The 23,249-nt window shown below is 42.4% G+C and carries 22 protein-coding genes; 9 read left to right on the plus strand and 13 right to left on the minus strand.

The annotated features are described in order from the left end of the window. Positions 1-58: 58 nt before the first annotated feature. Together JOD82_RS20085 and JOD82_RS20090 are read right to left on the minus strand one after the other, a co-directional pair. On the minus strand, positions 59-1,756 hold the full coding sequence (locus JOD82_RS20085; protein WP_069012789.1) for a DUF4179 domain-containing protein: 1,698 nt from the start codon (positions 1,754-1,756) through the stop codon (positions 59-61). Then, complete coding sequence (locus JOD82_RS20090; RefSeq protein ID WP_238794812.1) at positions 1,713-2,294, minus strand: RNA polymerase sigma factor; 582 nt, start codon at positions 2,292-2,294, stop codon at positions 1,713-1,715. The genes JOD82_RS20085 and JOD82_RS20090 overlap by 44 nt, the downstream gene beginning before the upstream one ends. A gap of 609 nt (positions 2,295-2,903) precedes the next feature. Between JOD82_RS20090 and JOD82_RS20095 the strand changes: the two genes are divergently transcribed. Next, positions 2,904-3,674, plus strand: coding sequence for an ANT(4')-I family aminoglycoside nucleotidyltransferase (locus JOD82_RS20095; RefSeq protein ID WP_069012790.1), 771 nt, complete (start codon positions 2,904-2,906; stop codon positions 3,672-3,674). A 437-nt stretch (positions 3,675-4,111) separates the two neighbouring features. Continuing rightward, a complete protein-coding gene (locus JOD82_RS20100) occupies positions 4,112-4,660 on the plus strand; it encodes a hypothetical protein (protein ID WP_029516552.1) in 549 nt (182 codons plus the stop codon). 106 nt (positions 4,661-4,766) lie between these two features. Here the strand turns inward: JOD82_RS20100 and JOD82_RS20105 are convergent, their stop codons facing one another. Further along, positions 4,767-5,150 (minus strand): DUF423 domain-containing protein, encoded by a 384-nt coding sequence (locus tag JOD82_RS20105; protein ID WP_069012791.1) that lies wholly within the window; start codon positions 5,148-5,150, stop codon positions 4,767-4,769. A gap of 220 nt (positions 5,151-5,370) precedes the next feature. On the opposite strand from JOD82_RS20105, the gene JOD82_RS20110 reads away from it, so the two are divergent. The 3 genes from JOD82_RS20110 to JOD82_RS20120 all read left to right on the plus strand — a co-directional run bounded on the left by JOD82_RS20110 (position 5,371) and on the right by JOD82_RS20120 (position 8,511). Next, entirely contained in the window at positions 5,371-5,844 is a 474-nt protein-coding gene (locus tag JOD82_RS20110) for a hypothetical protein (protein WP_069012792.1), read from the plus strand. 32 nt (positions 5,845-5,876) lie between these two features. Continuing rightward, positions 5,877-6,728 carry a DegV family protein gene (locus JOD82_RS20115; RefSeq protein ID WP_069012793.1) on the plus strand — a complete coding sequence of 284 codons (852 nt, stop codon included), beginning with the start codon at positions 5,877-5,879 and terminating at the stop codon, positions 6,726-6,728. 157 nt (positions 6,729-6,885) lie between these two features. Further along, on the plus strand, positions 6,886-8,511 hold the full coding sequence (locus JOD82_RS20120; RefSeq protein WP_069012794.1) for an S-layer homology domain-containing protein: 1,626 nt from the start codon (positions 6,886-6,888) through the stop codon (positions 8,509-8,511). Positions 8,512-8,580: 69 nt separating this feature from the next. Here the strand turns inward: JOD82_RS20120 and JOD82_RS20125 are convergent, their stop codons facing one another. Beyond that, the gene (locus tag JOD82_RS20125) at positions 8,581-10,170 is read right to left on the minus strand and encodes an amidohydrolase (RefSeq protein WP_069012795.1); all 1,590 of its coding nucleotides are present in this window, start codon (positions 10,168-10,170) and stop codon (positions 8,581-8,583) included. 45 nt (positions 10,171-10,215) lie between these two features. Then, entirely contained in the window at positions 10,216-10,914 is a 699-nt protein-coding gene (locus JOD82_RS20130; protein ID WP_069012796.1) for a 4'-phosphopantetheinyl transferase family protein, read from the minus strand. A 227-nt stretch (positions 10,915-11,141) separates the two neighbouring features. Between JOD82_RS20130 and JOD82_RS20135 the strand changes: the two genes are divergently transcribed. Further along, positions 11,142-12,608, plus strand: a complete 1,467-nt coding sequence (locus JOD82_RS20135) for an RICIN domain-containing protein (protein WP_069012797.1) — start codon at positions 11,142-11,144, stop codon at positions 12,606-12,608. A 109-nt stretch (positions 12,609-12,717) separates the two neighbouring features. Here JOD82_RS20135 and JOD82_RS20140 read toward each other — a convergent pair whose 3' ends face one another. Continuing rightward, complete coding sequence (locus JOD82_RS20140) at positions 12,718-13,233, minus strand: acyl-CoA thioesterase (RefSeq protein ID WP_013309488.1); 516 nt, start codon at positions 13,231-13,233, stop codon at positions 12,718-12,720. Between the two features lie 99 nt (positions 13,234-13,332). Next, positions 13,333-13,881 (minus strand): helix-turn-helix domain-containing protein, encoded by a 549-nt coding sequence (locus tag JOD82_RS20145; protein ID WP_029516544.1) that lies wholly within the window; start codon positions 13,879-13,881, stop codon positions 13,333-13,335. 334 nt (positions 13,882-14,215) lie between these two features. Here JOD82_RS20145 and JOD82_RS20150 point away from each other — a divergent pair, with 334 nt between their 5' ends. The 3 genes from JOD82_RS20150 to JOD82_RS20160 all read left to right on the plus strand — a co-directional run bounded on the left by JOD82_RS20150 (position 14,216) and on the right by JOD82_RS20160 (position 16,829). Beyond that, a complete protein-coding gene (locus JOD82_RS20150) occupies positions 14,216-15,454 on the plus strand; it encodes an MFS transporter (RefSeq protein WP_029516543.1) in 1,239 nt (412 codons plus the stop codon). Positions 15,455-15,777: 323 nt separating this feature from the next. Further along, on the plus strand, positions 15,778-16,503 hold the full coding sequence (locus tag JOD82_RS20155; RefSeq protein WP_069012798.1) for an AzlC family ABC transporter permease: 726 nt from the start codon (positions 15,778-15,780) through the stop codon (positions 16,501-16,503). Continuing rightward, positions 16,500-16,829, plus strand: coding sequence for an AzlD domain-containing protein (locus JOD82_RS20160; protein ID WP_029516541.1), 330 nt, complete (start codon positions 16,500-16,502; stop codon positions 16,827-16,829). Before JOD82_RS20155 ends, JOD82_RS20160 begins: the two co-directional genes overlap by 4 nt. 42 nt (positions 16,830-16,871) lie before the next feature. Here the strand turns inward: JOD82_RS20160 and JOD82_RS20165 are convergent, their stop codons facing one another. The 6 genes from JOD82_RS20165 to JOD82_RS20190 all read right to left on the minus strand — a co-directional run bounded on the left by JOD82_RS20165 (position 16,872) and on the right by JOD82_RS20190 (position 23,248). Continuing rightward, positions 16,872-18,593: an ABC transporter ATP-binding protein gene (locus tag JOD82_RS20165; protein ID WP_069012799.1), complete on the minus strand. Its 1,722-nt coding sequence runs from the start codon at positions 18,591-18,593 to the stop codon at positions 16,872-16,874. Between the two features lie 24 nt (positions 18,594-18,617). Beyond that, entirely contained in the window at positions 18,618-19,229 is a 612-nt protein-coding gene (locus JOD82_RS20170) for a response regulator transcription factor (RefSeq protein WP_209949843.1), read from the minus strand. Between the two features lie 49 nt (positions 19,230-19,278). Continuing rightward, positions 19,279-20,058 (minus strand): hypothetical protein, encoded by a 780-nt coding sequence (locus JOD82_RS20175; RefSeq protein WP_069012801.1) that lies wholly within the window; start codon positions 20,056-20,058, stop codon positions 19,279-19,281. A gap of 218 nt (positions 20,059-20,276) precedes the next feature. Beyond that, on the minus strand, positions 20,277-21,578 hold the full coding sequence (locus JOD82_RS20180) for a radical SAM/SPASM domain-containing protein (RefSeq protein ID WP_069012802.1): 1,302 nt from the start codon (positions 21,576-21,578) through the stop codon (positions 20,277-20,279). A 17-nt stretch (positions 21,579-21,595) separates the two neighbouring features. Beyond that, positions 21,596-22,288 (minus strand): ABC transporter ATP-binding protein, encoded by a 693-nt coding sequence (locus JOD82_RS20185; protein WP_029516538.1) that lies wholly within the window; start codon positions 22,286-22,288, stop codon positions 21,596-21,598. A gap of 225 nt (positions 22,289-22,513) precedes the next feature. After that, positions 22,514-23,248: an ABC transporter permease gene (locus JOD82_RS20190; protein WP_013309463.1), complete on the minus strand. Its 735-nt coding sequence runs from the start codon at positions 23,246-23,248 to the stop codon at positions 22,514-22,516. Between the last annotated feature and the right edge of the window lies 1 nt (position 23,249).

The raw sequence follows: 23,249 nt of genomic DNA on the forward strand, positions 1-23,249 counted from the left end.
CCAAGGGAGCATACCAAAAACGCTTCTCATCCATCAACCTCGATACATACCCGCTTGCTTATTTTAGGATGACGCCGTTCGTTCCCGTTTGCGGTATGACAAACGACCAATCGGCATCCTTGTACAAATGGTTGACGACCTTTCGTTTTAGCGTGAGCTGTTTCGGCATTTGATTTAGCCCATCGACGAAATATCCGGCATCCTCCTGCATCTCGATTACACCTGAACGATCTGTTGTGTAGCCTCCGCCAAAAAACATCGAATACTCCTTATTATTCTCGTCAACGGCAACCCAAATGTCTTGCGTGAAGTTAGGACTACTGAAGATACCGCCAATCGGAATGGTCGCATACATTTTGCCCGAATTAGAACTGTTGGGACGAAGTTTGAGCCCCTTGAACAGATAAGCATCACCCGAGTCTTCGAATTTAACGGGATGCACAGCTGAAGTTTGAGCCGGGTCGAGTACGACCGACGCCTCGCTTCTCTCTCGAATTATATAGCCGTCCAATACGAATCGAATTTGCTGCTTATCATAGGCAAAATCATTAAACTGGTAGAACCAGTGCGTCTTGCCACTCCAACGGTCCAATCCAGATCGACGTCCGAATTCAGGGTCTCTGTTATCCCCAAGCCATTTCCCGTGTGCATCTTCCAGATGATACTTAAGCTCGTGGAACCCGCTTTGTCCGTTCAGCGCTCGGTCTGCGGCTTCTGGGGTCAACTCTGTAGTATATTCCAATGATCCGCCGCTCGGCGTCCGGGTAGCTCCCTGCATGTGAATACGTAAGCCGCTTGGCGTCTCATACGTTTTATCAATCGGAGTCAGCAACGTTTGCGCTTTGGCTTTGGTTAGATCTGCCTCCACATCCAGTCTCCAATCTCCTTTTACCGTTTTAATAGGAGCTTCCACATTAAGTTTGTCCGCATACAGCCTCAATTCACGGATATGTGCACTAAGCTGCAGCTTGTCGGTCAGTACCGGCCGCATAAAGTCGAACTCAATCCTACTAATATTCTCGTTGCCCCCTGTGCTTACTTCAAAAGGAACAGCGCCAACATCACCTCTCTGGTTATCAAAGAGGCTGAAATCGACATCTTGAATACTAAAATCCCCGGTTACAGCATTTCCTTCAACATCGAAAACTTCGATTCCGATAATCATTCTAGTCGAATCGGCGATAAGTTCGTTGACTTTCAGAGTGTAACCCTGATCTTTAGCACTGGCACCCGAAATCTGTACCAGTCCTGCTTCACGGACCTTCTTCATGCCATTATCCACATAGCTGTCTTTCGCAAACAGCGACCTCACCATATCTGCAAGAGTCGGCTGCGTATACAGCAGTGTGCTAACCACAAATACAACGACGGCGACCACCAAACTCCATACTTTAAACTGTGAAGTGCGTCTGGCAGCGCGGTAATGTTTCACCTGGGCGACGATGGACGTGTCATCGTACGCGGCTGCGTTCTGTTGCCGATTCCTGTATTCAGTCGGTCCCGTCAAGATCTGTGCCTCCGTTTCCGCTGGTTGCTCGCTCGGAGAGTATCTGGATACATCATGATCGCTCGCGTCGGCTCTGTCAGCTGGTTCGATCTCGATTCCTTCCAGCGCCAGCATCACCTGGTCGGTAAACTCATTAGATAGCCTTTCGTGAAACAACAAAATTTCCCAGTTTCTGTCTTCTATCGTCGATTTGCCGTCCTCTGTTTCAAGATTGGCTTTTTTCGTTGTTGTACGATCCCAGACTCTCATAACGTTGCCCCTCCTTGGCTTCTACGGTTTTGCGCAGACTGATTTTAGCACGGTGGACGGCGTTGTTAACCTGCCGAACCGACATGCCAGTAATACCAGCGATCTCCTTGTGACTCAGTTGGTTGGTGTAGCGCAGAATCAACACAAGTCGATAATGCTCGGGCAGCGTCTCTAACAAGCAATCCAATTCGAAACGCAGTTCCTTTTGCAGCAACTTCGATTCAGGTGTTTCACGTTCATATGTATCTTCCTGTGTCAGAGACTTTGGATCTTTTCGGCGTCCACGGTCCTTCTGCAAATTGACAGCAATTGTATACATCCAACCGGCAAAACTCTGCGTCGGGTTATGCGCTCCCAGTTTACGATAGGCTTTAAGTAGTGTCTCCTGAGTCAGATCCTGAGCATCCGCTTCGGAAGACCCCATCTTGCGGAACAATCCGTAAAGCTTATTCTGATAGCGCCGGACAATGCCCGCGTACGCTTGTTTATTGCCTTTTAGTACAGCTTCAATAATTGAATGATCGTCTGTCAGCTCCACGCGTTCCCCTCCTTTTAGGTCTGGCTTTTGTTTGTCTTGCTTCTAAGACTCCTAATCTGCATTTTTTCTCTCACTCGATCCATATAAAAAAGACCTTGAGTTTTTGTTGCCCTCGAGGTCTGAACATATGACTCATTCCTCTTATGCCTAGTTCAGCTATGAGAAGATCAGCCTGTCCCGTTTTCATCTGTTTCTTTCTGGGCTAGTCCCATCCAAGTGCTATAGCGTAGGGCGCAAGTATTGGGTTTACGAAGATTGATTCGAGAAAAGAAAATTATTGACCATAATTTTTCTAGTTCCCTTAAAAAATAACTTCTTCAGATCATCGCTTTACTCATAAAATATATGCATTAAACTTGCCGCTATTTTCCACAGCTCTCCAGCAACAATTTTCAGCTATGGATTCACCCTATAACCGCCCTATCATAGCCGTAAGCAAGATAGAAAAGGCAACATGCTTGCTAAAATAAACCCGTTTGGGTACAATCCCCATAACAAAATCGCTTGGGAGGAATTCGAATGAATCGAAAAAATGTCCCCCGTTAAGCCCGAGCTCCTCCATCCATGTTTTAGTTTCAACTCACCCTAATAAAACAGAGGAGGATACTAATGAACATGAATGGACCTGTCAACATTTCTCGAAGTGAGAGACTTCAGACTTGCCACGATATAGCTGCGAGGTTACATGAAGTATATAGAGACAAAATTCTGGCTATAGGGGTCTATGGATCTGTTGCCAAAGGTACTGACGGCCCTTTCTCGGACATTGAAATGTTTTGTGTACTAAGTGAATCAAACGGCCCCGTAGAATTTAGCCATGAATGGTCAGCGGGACCCTGGAAAGCGGAGGTGAACGTCTGTAGTTCAGACGTTCTTCTTAAAATTGCCTCTACTGTTGAGGGCGAATGGCCGTTGACACATGGCCCCTTCTTTTCCCCACTTCGTCTGTATGATCCTGAAGACTTTTTTTCTATATTAAAGGAAGCTGCCGAATCCCCCACAAAGGAAGATTTCAGGCATGCCATCAACGAAGTGCTTGTAGGTGAAATGTACGAGTTTATAGGAAAGCTTAGGAATGTCCGTGTAAATGGTCCTCATACCTACTTGCCATACTTGGTAATGCAGTTTGCCCAATATGGGGCTATGTTAGTTGGGTTACACAATCAGAAGCTCTTCTCAACGGGTTCAATGGTTCTACCGGAGGCCCTGGAACTGCCGAGTCGTCCAGAAGGACTTGATCATGTAGTTAAGTTGGTTATGTCCGGAGATTTAGCTGAACCAGCGAAGATCATTTCAGCCTGTGAAGATTTCTGGAGTGGTCTTGTGAATTGGGCAGTCGAACATGACTACCTTATTCGATCACAACGGATCCCCTTTTAATCGAAATTAAAATTTGCTTTAATTGCGCTTACTATAATTTATCATGTTTTTGATAGGCCAAGTCCCCCTTTCGTTAAGGGGGGATTTTACTTTTCTTCTGGATGAATAATACTTCTTCGTTATGTTTTTCCACTGTAATATATTTAAAATTTAAACTACTTGATTTCACCCACTACCTCCTTTATTCTCTGTATATGTAACTCTGTCTTTGCTTATCTATATCCGATGCTCACATACTTTCCTCATTCGTATACACATGCAAAAAATGTACAATTCCAGTGTACTCCATTAAAATTTTACACATAAAGCTTTATATAGATTTTATTTTTGTTAATATCCAACAACAGGGCCTTAGGCACTATGATAGATTACATTTTAATGATATATTGATAGGTACCATAAAAGACTAATTACCCATGGCTTGGGCTGGAGGATGTATGAAAAAGGAATCAAATCAAGACGAAACCAGTTATTTATTTAATGTAGATGTATTAGTTAAAGGCCGTTCGAATGTAGAGGCCCTTCAGTTCCTGCTTAATCTCTTGAGCCAAAACGAACACATTGCGGATAGCCGGATTCAATCCGGTATCGAACTTGGCAATTTAATTGAAGCTGCACTGTACCTAAAAAAACAGTCAGCCGTGAATAGCCCATCTGATGCAGCCGCTACGCTCGCGGAAAAATTTTCTAAAAAGAAATCAGCCGCAATTACGAACAAGCCGCCAGTCGTTCAAGAGATCAAACAATCCCACGTACAGCCAAAGCCTGCAACACAACAAGACCTTAGTACGTATGAATGGATCAAACGCTATATACATGATAATACGCTTGTACGGTTAATCGTAAACCGCTATGGTGGACAACGCAGCATTCCTTGCCGCATCCTCAATCTGGACCATGATAATAGCCTGCTGAGTGTGTATCATGTAGATGAGAAGCAAGTGTACTCCTTTAAAATGAATGAGATCGATGAAATCACATCGTAAATGTAAATACTTCACAAAAAAACGAAGCATGAAAAAAGAGAACGTTCAGGAAAAACATGATGTCTTTCTTGTCCATTCTCTTTTTTTGTATTATCTGAAAAAAACTTTAATCCTCTTTCTTCAGACCCATGGCAGCCCAGGCCAGTAATATCCATCCTGCTATAAAACACACGCCTCCTAGAGGGGTGATAGCCCCCAGCACACGGATTCCGGTCAGACTTAGCACATACAAGCTACCAGAAAACAAAATGATACCCGTCAATAACAGACGAGCTGCCCATCTTAGACGGTTGGAAGGCCCCCACTGTCCAGCAGCCAACGCAATGATCAGCAAACCGACAGCGTGAATCATATGATATTTCACACCTGTTTCATATACGGCCAAAGCATCCGCGTCGATCCGGGCTTTCACAATATGTGCCCCGAACGCTCCAATGGCTACCGCCAACATCATCATTATAGATCCCACAAGTATCCATTTTCGTTGCATGTTTGTGTACTCCTTTTCATCTCATCCTTTTTAGCCGAATGTTCTTCTTATTTTATCGAAACCGTATGAAGTTTACCAGCCAGCGTGTGTGAACAGACCGCATACAGAATTGGATGATTAGACCCTGTCTTTTGAAGGGTAATGTGTAGGGTGGCTTGCTTTTTTGTTTATTTTGTGGAAAATTAGTACCTGTTCGGACTATGTTCAAGGAGTGGAAAAAATGAGTAACCAAGATCCTAATTTGCAAAAGCCTGCTGCGTCTGAGGAGCACCCTGTTTTTTCAGAATCTCCTGTGTTCCAGCCTCCGGTCAAGCTCAAACATTCTGGTCCCGGAATTGCTTCTTTTATTATGTCGCTTGTCAGTCTGATCGGATATATTATTCTGGCTATTATGGTTATTAATCTACTGGCTCATTTCGGCCAATACCAGACGATGAACCCGGAAATCGCTCTGCAGCAAACCGGAACGGTATTGCTTCCTTTTATTTTTTTAGGCAGCCTGTTGCTGAATTGTAGCGGACTTGTCGTTGGTATCATTGGAATTGCGTTAAAAAATCGTAAGAAAACCTTTGCTATTACAGGCTTAATCATTAATGCACTTATTATTGTAGGCTTTATTGCACTTCTTGCCATCGGTCTTTCCGTTCCGAATAGCACAGCGGATATCTATCCTTCCTCCGTGCAATCTTTATAATTTTTCTGCATCACACAGAGAGGATTCAATGTATGAACAAAATTAAAATTTTTGCCGACAGTACCAGTGATATTCCTACTCACTGGCGGCAACAGTACGAGATTAGCATTGTACCTTTGTATACGGTATTTGGTGATGAAGCATTGCAGGACGGGGTGAACATTCACCCGGAACAATTATTTCAACGTGTAAGTCGCGAGGGACATTTACCACGTACCGCCGCACCTTCTCCGTCGGATTTTATTCAAGCCTTTGCTCCTTACATAGAACAAGGGGACGACATTTTATATATCAGTCTGTCTTCCGAGCTATCATCAACGTACCAGAATGCGCTACTCGCTGCCTCTGAATTTCCGGAAGGCCGCGTTACGGTTTTTGATTCCTTGAATTTGTCGTGTGGCTTTGGCCTGCTTGTGATGAAAGCTGCTCGTGCGGCAACCAACGGCAATACGATAGAGCAGATTGTAGACATGTTGACGAAAACCAGGCCGTTAATAGATACGGAATTTGTCATTGATACACTTGAATACCTGTATAAAGGCGGAAGATGCTCAGGCATGCAAAATCTGATCGGCAGTCTTCTCAAAATTCGTCCGGTGATCAAAGTAATTGACGGAAAAATGACGCCAGCCTACAAAGTCCGCGGCAAACGTGAAAAAGCACTGGATCAGATGCTGCAAAACGCTCTGAATCAACGAGATCAGATGGATAACGATATCATTATTGTCGTGCACGCTTTGGCCGAGGAAGATGCGCTGATGCTGCAAGCTCGCTTGAAAGAAGAAACGAACGCACATGAGGTACTGCTAACTACAGCAGGCTGTGTTATTTCCAGTCATTGTGGTCCACAGACTATCGGTATTATGTATGCCAAAAAGGCATAGTTTATCCAATATCAGACCCGTTGCCGCATAGGTAGCGGGTTTTTTGGTATTTTTCCAGCAATTTAGCAATGAATAACTTTCCTCTTTTTGATAGTATTATTCGTCGAGTAACGAACTATGAATCTACAATCTATCATAAAAAAGAAGGTTATTTGGTATGAGTTCCAAACGATCACGTTGGTTAGCCAAGCTTACCCTATCAGCAACGGCAGCCATCACAATATTCACAACATTCTCTTCATACTTAGCTGCTCCAGCAGCAGCATCCGGCGCTACGTTCCAGGATACTGCACACAGCTATGCCTATCAGTCTATTATTTCCCTGCACGCTAAAGGAATTTTGAACGGTACACGACCTGGTTACTTCTCTCCTAAAAAGGCTGTTACCAGAGCCGAATGGGTTACCGCACTGGACCGTACACTCGGTCTGGAGCCTGTACAAGCACCCGTTCCCTCCTACCGAGATGTTGCCAAAAAGACGTGGTACTATGGATGGATTGAAGCGGCTTCGCAGCTCAATATCGTTCAGGGGGGAACGTCTACCACATTCCAACCTAATAGTCCTATAACCCGTCAAGAAGCGGCTTTGATGATCGCACGTCTCATCCGCTCTTCGAGCGGATCAGGAGATGCTACTTCCTCCTTCACAGATACTGGAGAAATTGCAGATTGGGCTCTGAATGCGGTAACCACCGTAAATCGTTACGGCTTTATGAAAGGTGAAAGTAACTATTTTCGTCCTGCATCCTCTCTGACTCGTGAAGAAACAGCGGTCTTACTGGAGCGACTGCTAACGTATTCAACAAAACATGCTAACCAAACTGCTTCCACCGCTTCTTCCATCCGAATTGGCTGGCAATATGATCAAACCATTCAGCAGTTTGAAAATACGGTGCTCCAATCCAACATCAACACCCTGTCACCACGTTGGTTTTTTCTGAATGAAACAGGTATTATCAGCGATTATACCAATTCATCGCTGCTCACCTGGGCCAAACAGCATCATAAAAATATCTGGGCGATGGTAGGCAACCGTTCCAACCTGGCACTGACGCACCAAATTTTGTCCAGTGAGGTTCTACGAAATACAACCATAAGTCAGCTTGCTAATGCTGTATCTGTACACGGTTTGAATGGACTTATCATTGATTTTGAAAATGTAGATGGTCCGGATCGTGCCCATTTAACATTGTTCGTCCAACAATTAAAAGCTAAGTTAAAAAGTCAGAATACGGTACTGGCGATTTGTGTATCTCCTGATTACGGAACGGACTGGACTGCCGCCTTTGATTATAAACAGCTTGGCGCTGCGGCAGACTATCTGATCCTGATGGGATATGACGAGCATTGGGGAGGTAGCTCGATCCCCGGCTCTGTGTCCTCACTGCCATGGCTTCGTGAAAGCGTGCGGCGTTTTGTACAAACCACCTATCCGGAGAAAGCGATCTTGGCGTTGCCATTATTTACACGGAACTGGACGCTTAACGCTAGCGGGCAATCAATCGCTTCCTCTGATATTTCACTAGATCAGCAAAACCAGCTCGTATCTCGTTACGGCTCCAAACCAATCTGGAATGAGGATATTCAGCAGTATACCGTGTCTTACAAAGACACACAGCTTCATAAGTTGTGGCTCGAGGAAGGACGATCCTTCACTCGTAAGTATCGCTTGGGACAGGATGCTGGGTTTGCTGGCTTCGCCTACTGGTATGCGGGCGGAGCCAGCTCTGATCTGTGGTCCAGTGTAAAAAACGCTGACCGATTTATAGAGCGTGGTTTATAAAATACAAAGCCTTCAACCTCACATGAAAAGTGAAGTTGAAGGCTTTTGGCATACATACTTAGCATCGGCCTATGACCGATATGCAACTTTCCCGTTTACAACGGTCATCCGTACCTTAACATCAAGTAAAGCTTGCGGGCTTTCCGATACATCACGGTCAATGACTGTAAAGTCAGCGGCTTTCCCTTCAGCTATCGTCCCTCTTTCATCAGCCTCACCAGCTGCTACTGCGCTTCCCGTGGTAAACAAACGAATGGCTTCATGTACATCCAGCTTTTCAGCGGGAAGATAGCCCTCATGCATTTCTTCCGGTTTGGCACGAGTCACTGCCGCGTGAATACCAAGAAAAGGGTTTAACGGCTCAATCGGCGCGTCACTACCTCCAGCACATGGAATACCTGCTTCCAGCAGCTTTTTCCAGGCGTATAAATATTCCGTCCGCTCTTTCCCCACCCGATCCAGTACCCAAGGGAAGTCACTTGCGACAAAACGGGGCTGGATGTCCGCAATCAGCGGCAGCTTCGCCATTCTCTTGACCAAATCCCCCCTAAGCACCTGTCCATGGATCAGGCGATCTGGCAAACCGCTTTCCTCCGTGAGCGCATGGGCCTCCATCGCTGTCAAAATCATGTGCGCTGCCCCATCCCCTATTGCATGTACAGCCACTGGAAAGCCTGCGGCCCTGGCAGCTGCCACCATCTGATTCAGCTCTGGCTGCGGTTGAATCGCCATTCCGCAGGTATGCGGAGCATCACTATAGGGTTCAGACAATAATGCCGTTCTTCCGCCAATAGCCCCATCGGCAAACATTTTAATCGCACCAATTTTAATCCACTCATTTCCAGTACCTGCACGCAGCCCTTGCATTTTCGCTTCTTCCAAAAATGGATGATAGATGAGCTGGTGTGTGCGAAAAGGAAGACCTTCTTCCCTCAGCTCCCTGTAAATTCGCTGCATCGTCTCCACGCTGCCCAAAAAACGTAAATCTTCCGTGTGTGCAGCAGTCAAACCAAGCCTTAACGCATCCATAGAAGCCCGCCGAATCGTATCCTTCTTAACCGAATAATCCGGTTCTGGCTGCACGCTAGTAAAGGCAAAGGAGGCTTCCTCATAAACCAATCCGTTCAACCGTCCATCTGCGTCTCGTCCATAGGCCCCCGAAGCCGGGTCAGGGGTGTCCTCGTTAATACCCGCACGTCGAAATGCCTCTGAATTGGCCAAAAACGTATGAAAGCACGTACGAGTGAGATATACCGGATGCTGATCTGTAATGGCATCCAGCTCGGATATATCCGGAATTTCAACAGGAATAAAAGCATTTTCGTTCCAGTTAAGTCCTAAAATCCACTCTCCCGGCGGTGTTACAGCGACCCGTTTGCGTAGCATAGCCAGCATCTCGCCCTTGGAGGTAGCTGATGTTAAATCGAGCATAGATAACTTCATACCATGCATAGACAAATGCATATGTGAATCGGTTAAGCCTGGCAGTACATAGGCATCTTCCCAATCCACGGTTTCATATTCCTTACCGGACAACTGCAATTCAAGCTCCCGAGCATATCCGACGGCCTGTATCCGACCCTGCTGTACAACGATGGAGTCTCCTTTGGAAGCCCACTCCCCATACAACCGGCCGTGCTTGAACAAAACGAATGTCAACGCCACTCATCTCCTTTTTTCAACTATACGCATACCCACTTCATATTACGCCTGTGTTGCCACTTCCAAGCGTAGTGTATTTATATCTATCTGCTGCACCTGCTCGGCAAATTGGTCATGAGCTGCACAGACAGCCATTTTATAATCCTGATCCAGCCCATACTGCTTAAAATGATAATACTCGGTGGTAAAGCCCTCTGTCGTGAAGCCTATGAATGGTTGTGCCTTTAGCTCAAATGAAAAAGACTTCAACGGTAGGGTTAGTCCCTGCCCCTCGGCCTTCACAAAGCTTTCCTTAAGCGTCCATAGATCGTAAAAATAGGATAAGCGGCTGTCTGCATCCTGACGCATTAACGCATCATACTCTGTGTCCGAAAAGCACACCCTACCTACCTCAAAATCAATAGGACGGAGCTGCTCAATGTCGATTCCAAGCGGGTGATCATCAATAGCGCATACCACCCATTTTCCCGAGTGAGAAACATTAAAATGGAATGCAGGTGCATTTATTAAGGAAGGCTTACCGAATGCATTGTATGTAAATTGAAGACTGGCATTCGATACCTTCAATTGCCGACAGGCCAACCATCTTAGCAGTACATCGGCATATAAGCCCCTCAAAGCATCTTCCCGATGTAAAAAACGATCTAACTTGCGCTGCTTTTCTAGTGAAACCCGAGGTACCAGTAATTCGTAATGCTCCTCAGCTTCCGGCTTGCTCGTATCAATCGCGTATATTTTCATGGTCGCCTCCTATATACCTAATGAATATCAGCCAGTTTGTAACACTCACCGTTCGATGGAAGTCTGTTAGATATGGATGGCGTGTGCCGTGTACATGGTCAATATACTACTCTAGCACTTTCAATTCAATATGGATACAATTGGGATAAGTAGCTCTATTAAAACTACTTTATAGAGTCCATTAATGAAAGCGCTTTAAAATAAAGCATACAGAGGAGGACGAAACAATGAAATATGATTTTGCCCGCTTGCTGTGTATTATGCTCTCTATTTTGCTGACGTTGAGCATTTTTCAGATGTTTTCACCAAAGATCGCTTCAGCCGCTTCAGCGAATGTCGTGAATGGCATTCAGTTTAAAGATACAGATGGAAACGTGGTCCATGCCCATGGGGGTGGTATGATTAAAGTAGACGGTTACTATTATTGGTTTGGTGAAAATCGTAATCCTAACGGCACGTTCAAGGCGGTATCCGCCTACCGTTCCTCTGATTTAAAAAACTGGGAGTTTCGTAAAAACGTACTGACCAGCAGCTCCGCCGTAGAGCTGAATGTTTCGAATATTGAACGTCCGAAAGTGATTTATAATGAAAAAACACGCAAATACGTATTATGGATGCACAAGGAGAATGGGGTTAATTACAACGAGGCCCGAGTGGCTGTCGCCTCCTCCGATACGGTGGACGGCGATTACACATATCAGGGTAGCTTCCGTCCTCTGGATTACGATTCGCGCGATATGACCGTATACAACGATAACGGTACAGCTTACCTTATTTCGGCTACCCGGGTAAACGCGGATCTGAACATTTATCGTCTGACACCGGATTTTCTGCAAGTTGAGTCGCTAGTGACTACACTTTGGCCAGGACAATATCGTGAAGCTCCAGCGATGTTCAAAAAAGGAGACGTCTACTTCCTGATTACATCAGGGGCGACCGGCTGGAATCCCAATCAGGCCAAGTATGCTACCGCATCCAGCATTGAAGGAACCTGGAGTAATACGATAAACTTTGGGGACGGTACGACTTATGGTTCACAGTCGGCTTACGTGATTCCTGTTGAAGGTGCCCAGACAACTTCATACCTGTATTTGGGCGACCGTTGGGCGGGTGCGTGGAGCGGTCCTGTGCAGGATTCTCAATATGTATGGTTGCCACTGCGTTTTCCAACAGCGACTTCATTAGCTATGGATTGGTTCGACAGCATTAATATTGACACCGCCAGTGGTGTGGTCGAGGGGATAACGACCCCAATTGCCATTGATCCGGATGCCTATTATCAGCTAGTGAATCGCAAGAGCAATAAGCCACTAAGCATTATTGGCAATGCAACGACGGACGGCGCAGACCTGGAACAGCGTGCAGATGCGGGAACAGCAAGCCAACAATGGCAACTCAAAGATGCAGGCAGCGGATATTATAAAATTGTGAACCGCAACAGCGGAAAGCTAATTGGTGTTGAAAGCGGTACTACAACGGATGGTACAGTTATTGAGCAGTGGAGCGACGGAGGCTGGTCCAGTCAGCACTGGCAATTAGTATCCGTAACCGGTGGTTATTACAAGCTGAAAAATCGGGCAACTGGCAAGCTGATCGATATTTCTGAAGGCGCCACCGCCGATGGAGCCAAAGCCATTCAATGGGGCGATAATGGTGGGACAAATCAGCATTTCCGTGTAGTTAAAGTAGAATAGCCCAAGTTATTTTCAAAAGGAGCCGTATTCCGAGCAGATCATGGTGACTGCTAACGGAAATAACGGCTCCTTTTTACGTAAAACGATGAAATTGATAATCTTTAGTACGTTATAGTTCCCACGGATAATCTGTTGTCAGAAAACTAGCCAGCTGCTTGCTTTCTTCCCTCCGCTGACGCCGTATGGCTGCGCGTGATGGAGCCGTCTGGTGCAATTGTAACTGCTCTTCTGTTTCTGGAATCACCTGCGGCACGGTCACTTTACGGTTGTTCTCGTCCAATGCCACAAAGGTCAGGAAGGCGGTGGCTGCGATTTTTCGGTCGCCAGTCATTAGTCCTTCACGAATTACCTTTACGAACACCTCCATCGAGCTACGGCCTGTCCAGGTTACGAACGCTTCTAGCGTGACAGAATCACTCGGATGGATAGGTAGCAAAAAATCCACCGAATCCGTTGAGGCTGTAACTGTGTTCGTACGACACAGCTTAGCAGCTGCAATAGATGCGATATCGTCGATATACGACATCAATCGGCCGCCGAAGAGCGTGTTATGATTGTTGATATCGTTGGGAAATACTCGGGATGTCTTAAAGCAGTAGGTTTCTCGGATGTACTTGCTTTCCATGGGTTCTTTCCTCTCTTTTCCTCGTTGCTCTCTTTTATATCTCAGGATTTTGCAAAATCCTGATGTGGAAGCCTGTTTTAGACTATGCTAATCATCCCACTAATCCGCATAATAAATCAATACATAAAAATCGGCATCCTCATCCGAATCATTACGGTAGGTATGTATGTCAGATACTTGAAATTGCACGGCATCCCCTGCACTCAGCTTGAGCTGTTGCCCCTGCATCTCAAAGTACATTTCCCCACGGATCATGAGAATCGTTTCCTCTCCCAGATGCTTCTCTGCCTGGTGTGTAAAGCCTGGCTTCAGACTTACCGTGAACACCTCAAACTTCTTTTCCGCGTGATACGGGAATACAGGGTAAACAAAATAGTTACCGTCCTCATCAATAACCGGATGCAGGTCTTCCCTTCGAATCTTCGTGATTTGCGGCGGGTCTTCTTTAAGAAAGGTGGAGAAGGATACGTGCAAACCGTTCGCAATTTTCCAAAGGGTTGTTACCGTAGGATTGGATTTCCCCTTCTCAATCTGAGCCAGCATCCCTTTGCTGACCCCTGTCAGTTCAGCCACCTTATCCAAACTTAATCCTCTAGTCTTCCTGATTTGAGCCAAATTAGAGCCAATAATATACTGCATTGAATCCACGGACGATGCCTCCTTGTATCCAAAAGTCTATATAAGAAGAATACACAAAAGACTGTGTGTTCGCTATATATAGAAGCCGATCAAGGTATATACAAGGCTTAAACGGGAAGTAGGCATGCTATAATTTACTGTAATATGGTCAGGTTCCTCGTTAACTTCAACATGCCAATAAAAACATTTGACATTGAATATAAATGTCCTTAAACTTCACTTATTAAAACGTTTTTGAAAACTATTGTAATATCCTGAAGGAGGGTTGCTATCCTACAACTTTTCCGTCCCTGAACACCCAACAGGTGAGAAAACCAACGTTGACTATCTAGGAGGGACTAAATTGAATCCGCAAACCCGCAAGTCCCGTTACATGTACACGATGCAGCTGGCGACAATTTTTATTGGCTTTATTGTATTTGGCATCTCGGAAAATATTAAAGGCCCTGCTATTCCACGCATTCAATTCGACTTCAATCTGGATGAACAGCAGCTCGGAACATTGTTGTCTCTAAACGCACTTGGTTATTTGATTGCCTGCTCGTTCACCGCCGTTCTTGTCCGTAAGTGGGGAATCAAGGCGGTCAGCATCATTTCCTTTGCTTCCATGATCATCTCGGGAGTGTTCATCTATCTGTCGCACACGTATCCTTTCTTCGCCTCGTCTTACTTCTTGATGTATATTGGGAACGGCATGCTGGAGATTGCGCTCGCCATTTTGGGGGCGAGGATTTTTGTGAAAAATACCGGCACGATGATGAATTTGTCCCACTTTTTCTATGGGCTCAGCTCAACAGTCGCCCCTTTGCTGGCGACGGGAGTCATGTCACTGACGGTATTTGGACATACGCTGGACTGGCGGGGGATGTATCTGGCTATGTTGTCGCTCTGCCTGCTGCCGATTGTGGCCGCACTGCTCAGCACCTTCCCGGGAGACGATCTGCAGCATGAGGAACGGACCTCACTCAAGACCCTAACCCGCGATCCGGCACTCTGGATGATGGTAATGATCCTGTCGTTTGGGGTAGTCTCTGAGCTCGCAGTTGGGGGCTGGCTAGTCAACTTCTTAGAGAAAGCGTATTCATGGAGTACGGTGAAGGCGTCCAGCATGCTCTCAGCGTTCTTTCTTACCTTCTCGTTGGGGCGCCTGTTGCTTGGTCCGCTCACTGACCGGATGGGGTTTGTGCTTTCGACGATTCTATTCTCCGCCTTCTCAGCGATATGTACGTTCGCAGCAATCGCGGGTGGGGAGAGACTGGCGTTTCTCTTTGCCGTATCGGGTGCAGGCATTGCAATGATCTATCCGACCGTGATGGCGTTCATAGCACGGAGATATCCGAAGGACAGTGATACAGCTATTACGTTCGTCGTCACGCTGATGGGTATAGGTAGTGTCATTGGCAACTATGTGATCGGCTGGGTAATCGAAGGGGTCAAGATAGTCTACGGCGCAACTACTGAGCTTGGCATGCTGCGCGGGCTTCAGGCGGGATATGGAGTTATCGGTCTATGCGCAGCCATCTGCGCGGTCTCGGGAATTATTCTCTACAGATATCTGAAAAAACGGCAGGAGCTTATATAAGTCACCATCTTAGGGTTGTCCCATAAGTCATGAACTGACTGGGACGCCCTTTTTTTACGAACTCCCCATTCAGCCAAAACAGTCCTTGTATGAACACATCCGATTTGAACACCGCTTTTGGATACTGGCTGCTGCCAAATCGTCTGCAACCGGAACACGAGCGAAGCTTTTTGGTAAATACATAGTCTTCTTTGGGTTGTCATAGTAAATCAAACAGCTTTTTAAGGATTATTCAATATAACATACAATTGTATAATATATTGATACTTCATAACTTCCGTTATATACTATTATAAAATTTATACACTGGGGGTAAGGTTAAAATGTCCATAGCTTCGGAGTTGAGCGGAACGAAGCACGATTCACTCAGCTTTTTACAAGGGGTTAAAGATTGCATTCCTACATTGCTTGGTTATGTATGCATTGGGTTCGCGGCAGGGATTGTGGGCGCTTCGTCAGGGGTTAGCACCATGGAAATTGCCCTGATGTCGGCGCTTGTATATGCAGGAGCCTCCCAGTTTATTATGTGCTCAATGCTGGCTGTAGCCAGTCCTCCATCCGTCATTATTTTAACGACATTCATTGTAAATGCCCGCCACCTGCTGTTAAGTGCGTCGCTGGCTCCTTACTTTTCTAAATATTCACTATGGAAAAACATAGGTATCGGCGTTCTTTTGACGGACGAATCCTTTGGGGTAGCGTCTGATAAATTGGCTAAAGGCGGACAGGTCAGTGACCGTTGGATGAACGGGCTTAATATTACAGCTTATCTCGCCTGGATTGCATCCTGTGTGGCAGGAGGGATTCTCGGAAACTGGATTTCCCGACCGGAGGTTTTTGGTCTGGATTTTGCCTTGCCTGCGATGTTTCTTGCCCTACTCATTTCCCAGCTCCAAAGTGTCCATACCTCCAAACTCAAGCATCGTCTGCTGCTTGTGCTATGTATGGCTGTTCTGATGTACCTTTTGTCCTGGTGGGTGCCGTCACATATTGCTGTCATTGTAGCGACCATGATCACCGCAACGATTGGAGTGTTAACCGACAAATGAACATTAATCCCCATGTCCTGTATATCATTATCGGTGCCATGATTGTCACGGCGATCCCAAGGATCATTCCCTTTGTCGTGCTGCAAAGGCTGGCGCTACCCAAGCCAGTGCTACAATGGCTTTCCTATATTCCTATTTGTATTTTCACTGCACTCGTGATGGAAAATCTGCTCGTCCGAACCGAGACCTCCGTCACTTTTAATGGGCAAGTGCTTATGGCTGTCTTTCCAACGCTAGTGACCGCCTTGTGGAGCAAAAACCTGCTGGCTACCGTCGTTGTCGGTATTGTGAGTATGGCTGTAGTTCGACTTTTATGGATGGGGTAGATCAAAAAAGGGTGTAGAACTAACTATAGTTAAATCGTGAAATCAAGTATATATAGGTTGTGTCTGATTTATTGAAGAATCATTTACAAATTTATATAAATGATAAAAATAACCTTTATTCTCTATTAAATAATCAAAGGAACCTTCTTCTACTACTCTTCCATCTGACATAACAAATATCTTATCATATTTCTGCAATGCAGCTTTAGACAAACGATGCGTTACTACCAAACATGTAATAGTTTCGAGACCTAATATCACCTCTTCAATGGCATTCGCCGTTTCACTATCCAAAGATGAAGTTGCTTCATCAAGGAGTAATAACGGTGTTTGCCTAATTAAGGTTCTGGCAATCGCAATTCTTTGTTTTTCTCCCCCTGATAGCCTCCCTCCTTTTTCACCAATCTGTGTGTCCAAACCATAAGGCAATTTATCGATAAGTTTATTAAGCCCAGAGGCACTTATCACATTGGAAAGAATCTCATCTTGGAACGATTGATACATTGTAATATTTTCTTTAATACTGCCATCGAATAAAAAAACGTCTTGCTGCACAACCGATTCTAACCGACACCAATCCTCAGCAGATATGAACTTTAAATCCAAATCATCTACATAAATAATTCCATCATAATCATCATATTGTTTCATTAGGAGCTTAAGCAAAGTAGACTTTCCAGACCCGCTAGGCCCTACAAGGGCATATTTTCCCCCTTTATTCAAAACCATATTAATATCATGTAAATTTAGGTGATTTCGGGCATAACCAAAGCTCACATTTGTAAAACGAACTGAGTGTTCTATTGATGTTTTTTTTATATATTGGTTACCATCCTGATCTTCGTGTAAAATTTCTAATATTTTAGCCGAAATATCACGCAATGCCCTAATTTGAGTTATGTATTGAATACTCATATATACTGGATTGACAACTTTATTAGTCAACTGTACACAAGCGATCATAGTACCTAGTGTGATAGCTCCTCGAATGGATAAAAAACTGCCAACAAGAAATACAGAGATAAACATTACTCCGCCAAATACATCGCTCAATGAGCTTACATAAGCATTTAATTTAAAAAATAAATACTTATTATTTTCAACGACAGTATTATTCAAACGAAATTGCTGCTCCACATGTTGCTCTACTCCATAGCTTTTAATAACAGCAAATCCAGAAAAAACATCATTTATTTTTATCGTAAATTTTTCTAAAGCATCTGCAATATTTCGTTTTCTAGCTCGGATTTTTTTTTCAAAAATACGTGGAATTAAAATAGATATTAGTGTAAGTAAAAGTAATATAACAACAATATTAGGACTCAAAACAAACATAGCAAAAAGAGCCGCCAAAAACGAAACTCCTGTACTGGTCAAAGAAAATATATTTTTTAAGTAATCATCCTCAATCATTTTAATATCATTATTCATGATCGAAATGTACTTTGCACTATGGTTTGAAGTAAACTGAGAATGGTCTTTATATAGAATATGTTGGAAAACAATCTCTTTTAAAAACAACACCGTCTTACAGAGATAAGAAGATTGCGATAAATTGGAAAACATTTTTACGAGAGAGTTAATTATAATGAAGCCTATTGCAATTAAGGAAATTTCAATAAACTGCTTTTCCCCCTGCGATGTGGCGGTATCTATTAAACTTTTGAATATAAAGGCTAGATAAATATCGAGCAAACTAGCGAGACTGATCATAAAAATGACTACAAAAAACCTATATTTATATTTAAATAGAAATAAAGTCATTTTCTTTCCTCCAGAAAAAGGTATTCACACATGAATTATTCCTTTAGACTTAGCCGCCATTACGGCCTCAGTTCTTGTATGAACATTGAATTTACTAAATATATGTGTCAAATGATATTCTACTGTCCTCTGGCTAACATATAAAAGGGTTGCTAGCTCTTTGTTGCTTTTTCCTAGTGCTAACCCTTCTAGAATTGAGAGTTCCTTAGGACTGATTAATATATCATCATATTCTGGAATGGTATGTAAGCTTTGAAATAATTCCATTGGTAACGTGGCCAATCCATCCAAAGCATTACGAATGGTCCGCAACAATTGTGCCGATGTAGCTGTCTTATACACAATGCCTGAGATGCCAAGTTTCATTAACTGCTTTATTTTGGGAGACTTATGGTTTGAAATGCTTGTTATTATTGGCCGATCTCTTCTGTATATGGGCTCCTGTTCATCCAAACTGATTAATTCTATATCACAAATTAATAGTTGGTAATCCTCAAATATACCTTTTTCAATAAAATCAGTATACGATTTAAAAAATAATGCATACATGTCCTTTTCCGGCTCAATCCATACTTTGAGTTTGTTTTGCCAAGCCAATTGATTTTCTATGATTACAATGGTATTTATATCGCTCATCCCCTTGCCTCCTAGAACTAAAATAAAGGCTCACTGAATGTAAGCCAATTTATTTACCATAAATTTCGTACCTTTTTGAATTAAATAATAAAGCTGCAAAACTTCCTGAAATTATTGTAACAATTACATTTATTACAACTGTATCCCAATGAATTGTTTCTTTAATGTCGGGAAAGGTTGATCGATTGGAAAAGGTACTTATTGTAAGCATATTGGCGTACTGTTTAAACGATTCTAGTGATGATGTTCCAATGCTCCAATGCCAAGATCCTTTTATTATTAAAGCAAATTGAAAGCCGATAACTGCAATAAAAATAAAGGCAATCAATAGGTGACCTGTCGCTACCTTTTTACTCAACCATTTTGCTAAAGAGATTGCAAACCCCATTAATGAAAGCCCACTTAACATTCCAAAAAACTTTGAGCAAAATAAATATATAATACCTTCGGAAGGACTAGTTGACTGCACAATGCGTGTTAAGTATAGCCCTTGCGGATTAAGAAAAATCTCTATGAGAGTTGCCCCCCACACAACCATAATACCAATTAAAAACACTACTGATTTAATAAAGAATAGACTTGATGTTTTGAGTGGTAGCATATGATTAAGTGTCATTTTTCCTATAAAAAACTCATTGTAAAAGTCCATAAATATGTAAATGGGTATCAATATCCCTATAACCATATTGATTAGTAGATAAGAGAATGCTAATTGTTGATGATTATTAATTAAAAAATGAAGACTAAATATACCGCTTAAGATCGTAAGAATAGCAAACACCATAAAATGTCTTTTAACTTCTACTTTAAATATATGAGAAAATAACATATTAGGCCCCTTTTCAATGAAATAGCCGCCTGTTTAGTAAAAAACAGGCGGTAATTCCAGAATATTTTGTTTAAACATACAAGACACAAGAATTTTTGTTATCTACAAGACAAAATGCAGGAGTTACATTGTTCATTACTTTTTGAGGTTTTACAATCCACCGCATTCAACTCACCTCCTTTCAAATATATTAATAGTTATAGTTAAATTCCCTAGATTTATTGATGACGAAAGTTAAACGCAAGCATTTCCTCTAAATTATATTTAAATTCTCTACAAACAGGCTGCTTTTCTTCACTTTCAAATGCTTGCTGAGCGCATCCTCCACCACATAAAGGTAAAACATTACAACCCCTACATTTTTCGAATTTGTAAGGAGAATAATCTATCCATTTGTTAGAATTAAGTTGTTCAATACTAAAGTTTTCGCTAATATGTCCAATTAAATAGTTCTTATTTCCAACCGTATTCCAGCACTTCTGAATGCCTCCATCTGGCTGAATGACCATAGAGTTAGCTGCGATTGCAGCGCAAGCAACCGGTTCATACTGAGGATAGTAAGATATATTCAATCCTTTTTCTAATGCGCATTCGTATAATTTTATAATTACCTTTGAAAAATCTTTATTCGCATAACAACTGCTGTTGCTAACACATCCCCCTGCGCTATATTCAGTAGTTGCTGAAAAATAAATACTTACCTTGTCTTTGAAAAGTTGCCTTCCCATATATTCAATATACTCATTCATAAAATGAATATTATCCAAATCCACATTTGTTCTAATCGTAATATGGATAAATTCACATGATTTATTAATATTTTCTATAATTTTATCAAAAGTGCCCTCTTTATTAGCTAATATTCTTCTTTGATCGTGGCTTTTTTTTGAACCATCTATTGTAATTTGGATCCTTTTAACACCTAATTCTTTCAATTTCTTAGCCCGGTCAGATGTAAGTAAATATCCATTGCTTACCATAAAATGATCAATGGATATTTTATTTTTATTAGCGATAAAGTTTATACGCTCCATAAGACTGGTTATATTTTTAAATTCAAGTAATGGTTCACCTCCTGTCCAATTCACAATAATACGTTTAAAATGTAATTCTTCAACCGACTTTTCTATATAAGTCAGAATTTCATTCTGTATTTTTTGCGAAAAAGCTCTCTTTCCTGATTTAGAAGTCAAATTTTCAAAACAATAAGAACATCTAAAATTACAGCTAAATGTAGGCAAAATAGTTAAATTCAAGGTCTCATTCTGATGTCTAACTATTTTGAACTGTTCCTCCATCTGGTCTAGTTCTTTTATAGGCCCTACATATAGGAACTGACCTTGAAGTAATTGTTCTTTCTCTGCACAATGTTCAAGATAGTCCATATCTTTTTGAATTAAGGCATTATACAAACCCTTATGTATTTCACCGAATCCATTCGATAAGCTGTTATAAATTAAATAACTTTCCTCATCAGAATCATTTAATAGCAAATATTCGTTGTAAGATGAAACTCGCAAAATTAATCCTCCTCATCTTAGATCATAGACTTGAATATTTCCTCTATAGACTGTTCATATTCGTCTCTTATATCTTTTACATTTCCTTGTAGCAGTACCTTTCCGTCATTCACAAATGCTACATCAGTAAACAATTTTTCAACATCATTAATTAAATGAGTACTTATAATAACCGCACTAGTAGGATCAAAGTTATCAAGTATAATTTGTATAATCTTATCCCGTGTAGAAGGATCCACAGCCGCCAAAGGTTCATCCAAAATATACAGCGTTGCTTTCCTTGCAAAAGCCAAGGAAATACTTAATCTTTCCTGCATTCCTTTAGATAAAGATTTAATTTTGTCGTTTATATCCAAACCCAATGATTTCACCATTTTGTATGCTAAACCTCGGTTAAAATCGACAAAAGAATGTTCAAAAAAAGCAATAGCTTGCTCGATGGTCATCCACTGGTAAAGAAATTCTCTGTCAGGCAAATAAGAAACGATCTTCTTCGTTTCAACACTAGGTTTCAAACCTTTAATACGAATCTCACCTCTATAATCCCTCAGCAGAGATACGATGAGTTTCATTAATGTCGTTTTCCCTGCTCCATTGGGACCAAGAAGTCCTAAGATAGTTCCAGGCTTTATTGAAAGAGTTAATGAGTCAAGAGCTTTTTTACTACCATACTTCTTTGTAACATTATTACAATTCAATATATAATCCAATATACCAACCCCTTATAAGTATCCTATAATATTATTTAAAACTTTTTTATTTTCACATTTTTTCCAAAAGAAGTGCTCTTTCTTCTGTATATTACTATCTGATTTGAAAGTAAACAACGCAATTTTTCCGCAAGATTTTGTCGTTATTTTTGTAATCATTGTTTATTTCAATTAACTTGTCGACTGAAAGGATCGCTTATGGATTACATCCTCATGCTATCCTAACTACAACCAGTCCCTATTCACAAACATCTTTCTTCCACCATACAGATAGGCTAAAAACGTAAAAATGACAATCAGTCCGAGACTATAAGGCTCAACTCTGGGTGCATAAGTCGCTGTTTGCGGCATCATAATATAATAAGGAATCGTAAAAGGAAACCACGCACCTATGGAAGAGTGAAAGCCTGTTATGACAATATTAGGAACCACACAACAAATGGACATTCCCAGAGAAGCTCCAAAATTCCGAATTTTTATCGAGAGCATAAGCTGTAGTGCTGCCAGGGGAAAAATCCCGAGCCAACCTCCCAAACCGGTAGAAAGAACGACAGACCAAGGGATTTCTCCTGGAGCACCTGCTATATTTCCACTTACAAAATAGCCTACTATAAATATAAGCTGATCCAGACCCAGTATGAGAATGAGCAATATATATTTTGCATAATAAATTTGCTGACGAGGATACGGGCTGCTCAATAAAATCTTCCATCCTCCATCCCGGTGCTCGTACGCACACAAAAGAGAAGCAATAATTCCACAATAGAGCGGATAAAAAAACATAGAGTGAAATTGCGCTGAATAAGTATATAAAGTTAACCAACTGGGTGAAAAAAACTGCTTCAAATCATTCAGTTCCAGGACTCCCATTAAAGAATTTATGATCGCATCCAATATAATGAGAATCCAAACCATGATCCATTGAAGCTTTATTGTCTCCACGCGTAAAATAGAGCCCATG

This window comes from Paenibacillus sp. 1182 (assembly GCF_017833915.1).
GTDB classification, from domain to species: domain Bacteria; phylum Bacillota; class Bacilli; order Paenibacillales; family Paenibacillaceae; genus Paenibacillus; species Paenibacillus polymyxa_D.

What these genes read in the sequence shown, in the direction of transcription:
- JOD82_RS20170 (WP_209949843.1), bottom strand. Translation starts at nt 19,229, where the DNA reads ATGAGCGATATAAATACCATTGTAATCATAGAAAATCAATTGGCTTGG.
- JOD82_RS20100 (WP_029516552.1), top strand. Translation starts at nt 4,112, where the DNA reads ATGAAAAAGGAATCAAATCAAGACGAAACCAGTTATTTATTTAATGTA.
- JOD82_RS20120 (WP_069012794.1), top strand. Translation starts at nt 6,886, where the DNA reads ATGAGTTCCAAACGATCACGTTGGTTAGCCAAGCTTACCCTATCAGCA.
- JOD82_RS20140 (WP_013309488.1), bottom strand. Translation starts at nt 13,233, where the DNA reads ATGGAAAGCAAGTACATCCGAGAAACCTACTGCTTTAAGACATCCCGA.
- JOD82_RS20155 (WP_069012798.1), top strand. Translation starts at nt 15,778, where the DNA reads ATGTCCATAGCTTCGGAGTTGAGCGGAACGAAGCACGATTCACTCAGC.
- JOD82_RS20095 (WP_069012790.1), top strand. Translation starts at nt 2,904, where the DNA reads ATGAACATGAATGGACCTGTCAACATTTCTCGAAGTGAGAGACTTCAG.
- JOD82_RS20190 (WP_013309463.1), bottom strand. Translation starts at nt 23,248, where the DNA reads ATGGGCTCTATTTTACGCGTGGAGACAATAAAGCTTCAATGGATCATG.
- JOD82_RS20130 (WP_069012796.1), bottom strand. Translation starts at nt 10,914, where the DNA reads ATGAAAATATACGCGATTGATACGAGCAAGCCGGAAGCTGAGGAGCAT.
- JOD82_RS20105 (WP_069012791.1), bottom strand. Translation starts at nt 5,150, where the DNA reads ATGCAACGAAAATGGATACTTGTGGGATCTATAATGATGATGTTGGCG.
- JOD82_RS20165 (WP_069012799.1), bottom strand. Translation starts at nt 18,593, where the DNA reads ATGACTTTATTTCTATTTAAATATAAATATAGGTTTTTTGTAGTCATT.
- JOD82_RS20115 (WP_069012793.1), top strand. Translation starts at nt 5,877, where the DNA reads ATGAACAAAATTAAAATTTTTGCCGACAGTACCAGTGATATTCCTACT.
- JOD82_RS20175 (WP_069012801.1), bottom strand. Translation starts at nt 20,058, where the DNA reads ATGTTATTTTCTCATATATTTAAAGTAGAAGTTAAAAGACATTTTATG.
- JOD82_RS20085 (WP_069012789.1), bottom strand. Translation starts at nt 1,756, where the DNA reads ATGAGAGTCTGGGATCGTACAACAACGAAAAAAGCCAATCTTGAAACA.
- JOD82_RS20160 (WP_029516541.1), top strand. Translation starts at nt 16,500, where the DNA reads ATGAACATTAATCCCCATGTCCTGTATATCATTATCGGTGCCATGATT.
- JOD82_RS20110 (WP_069012792.1), top strand. Translation starts at nt 5,371, where the DNA reads ATGAGTAACCAAGATCCTAATTTGCAAAAGCCTGCTGCGTCTGAGGAG.
- JOD82_RS20135 (WP_069012797.1), top strand. Translation starts at nt 11,142, where the DNA reads ATGAAATATGATTTTGCCCGCTTGCTGTGTATTATGCTCTCTATTTTG.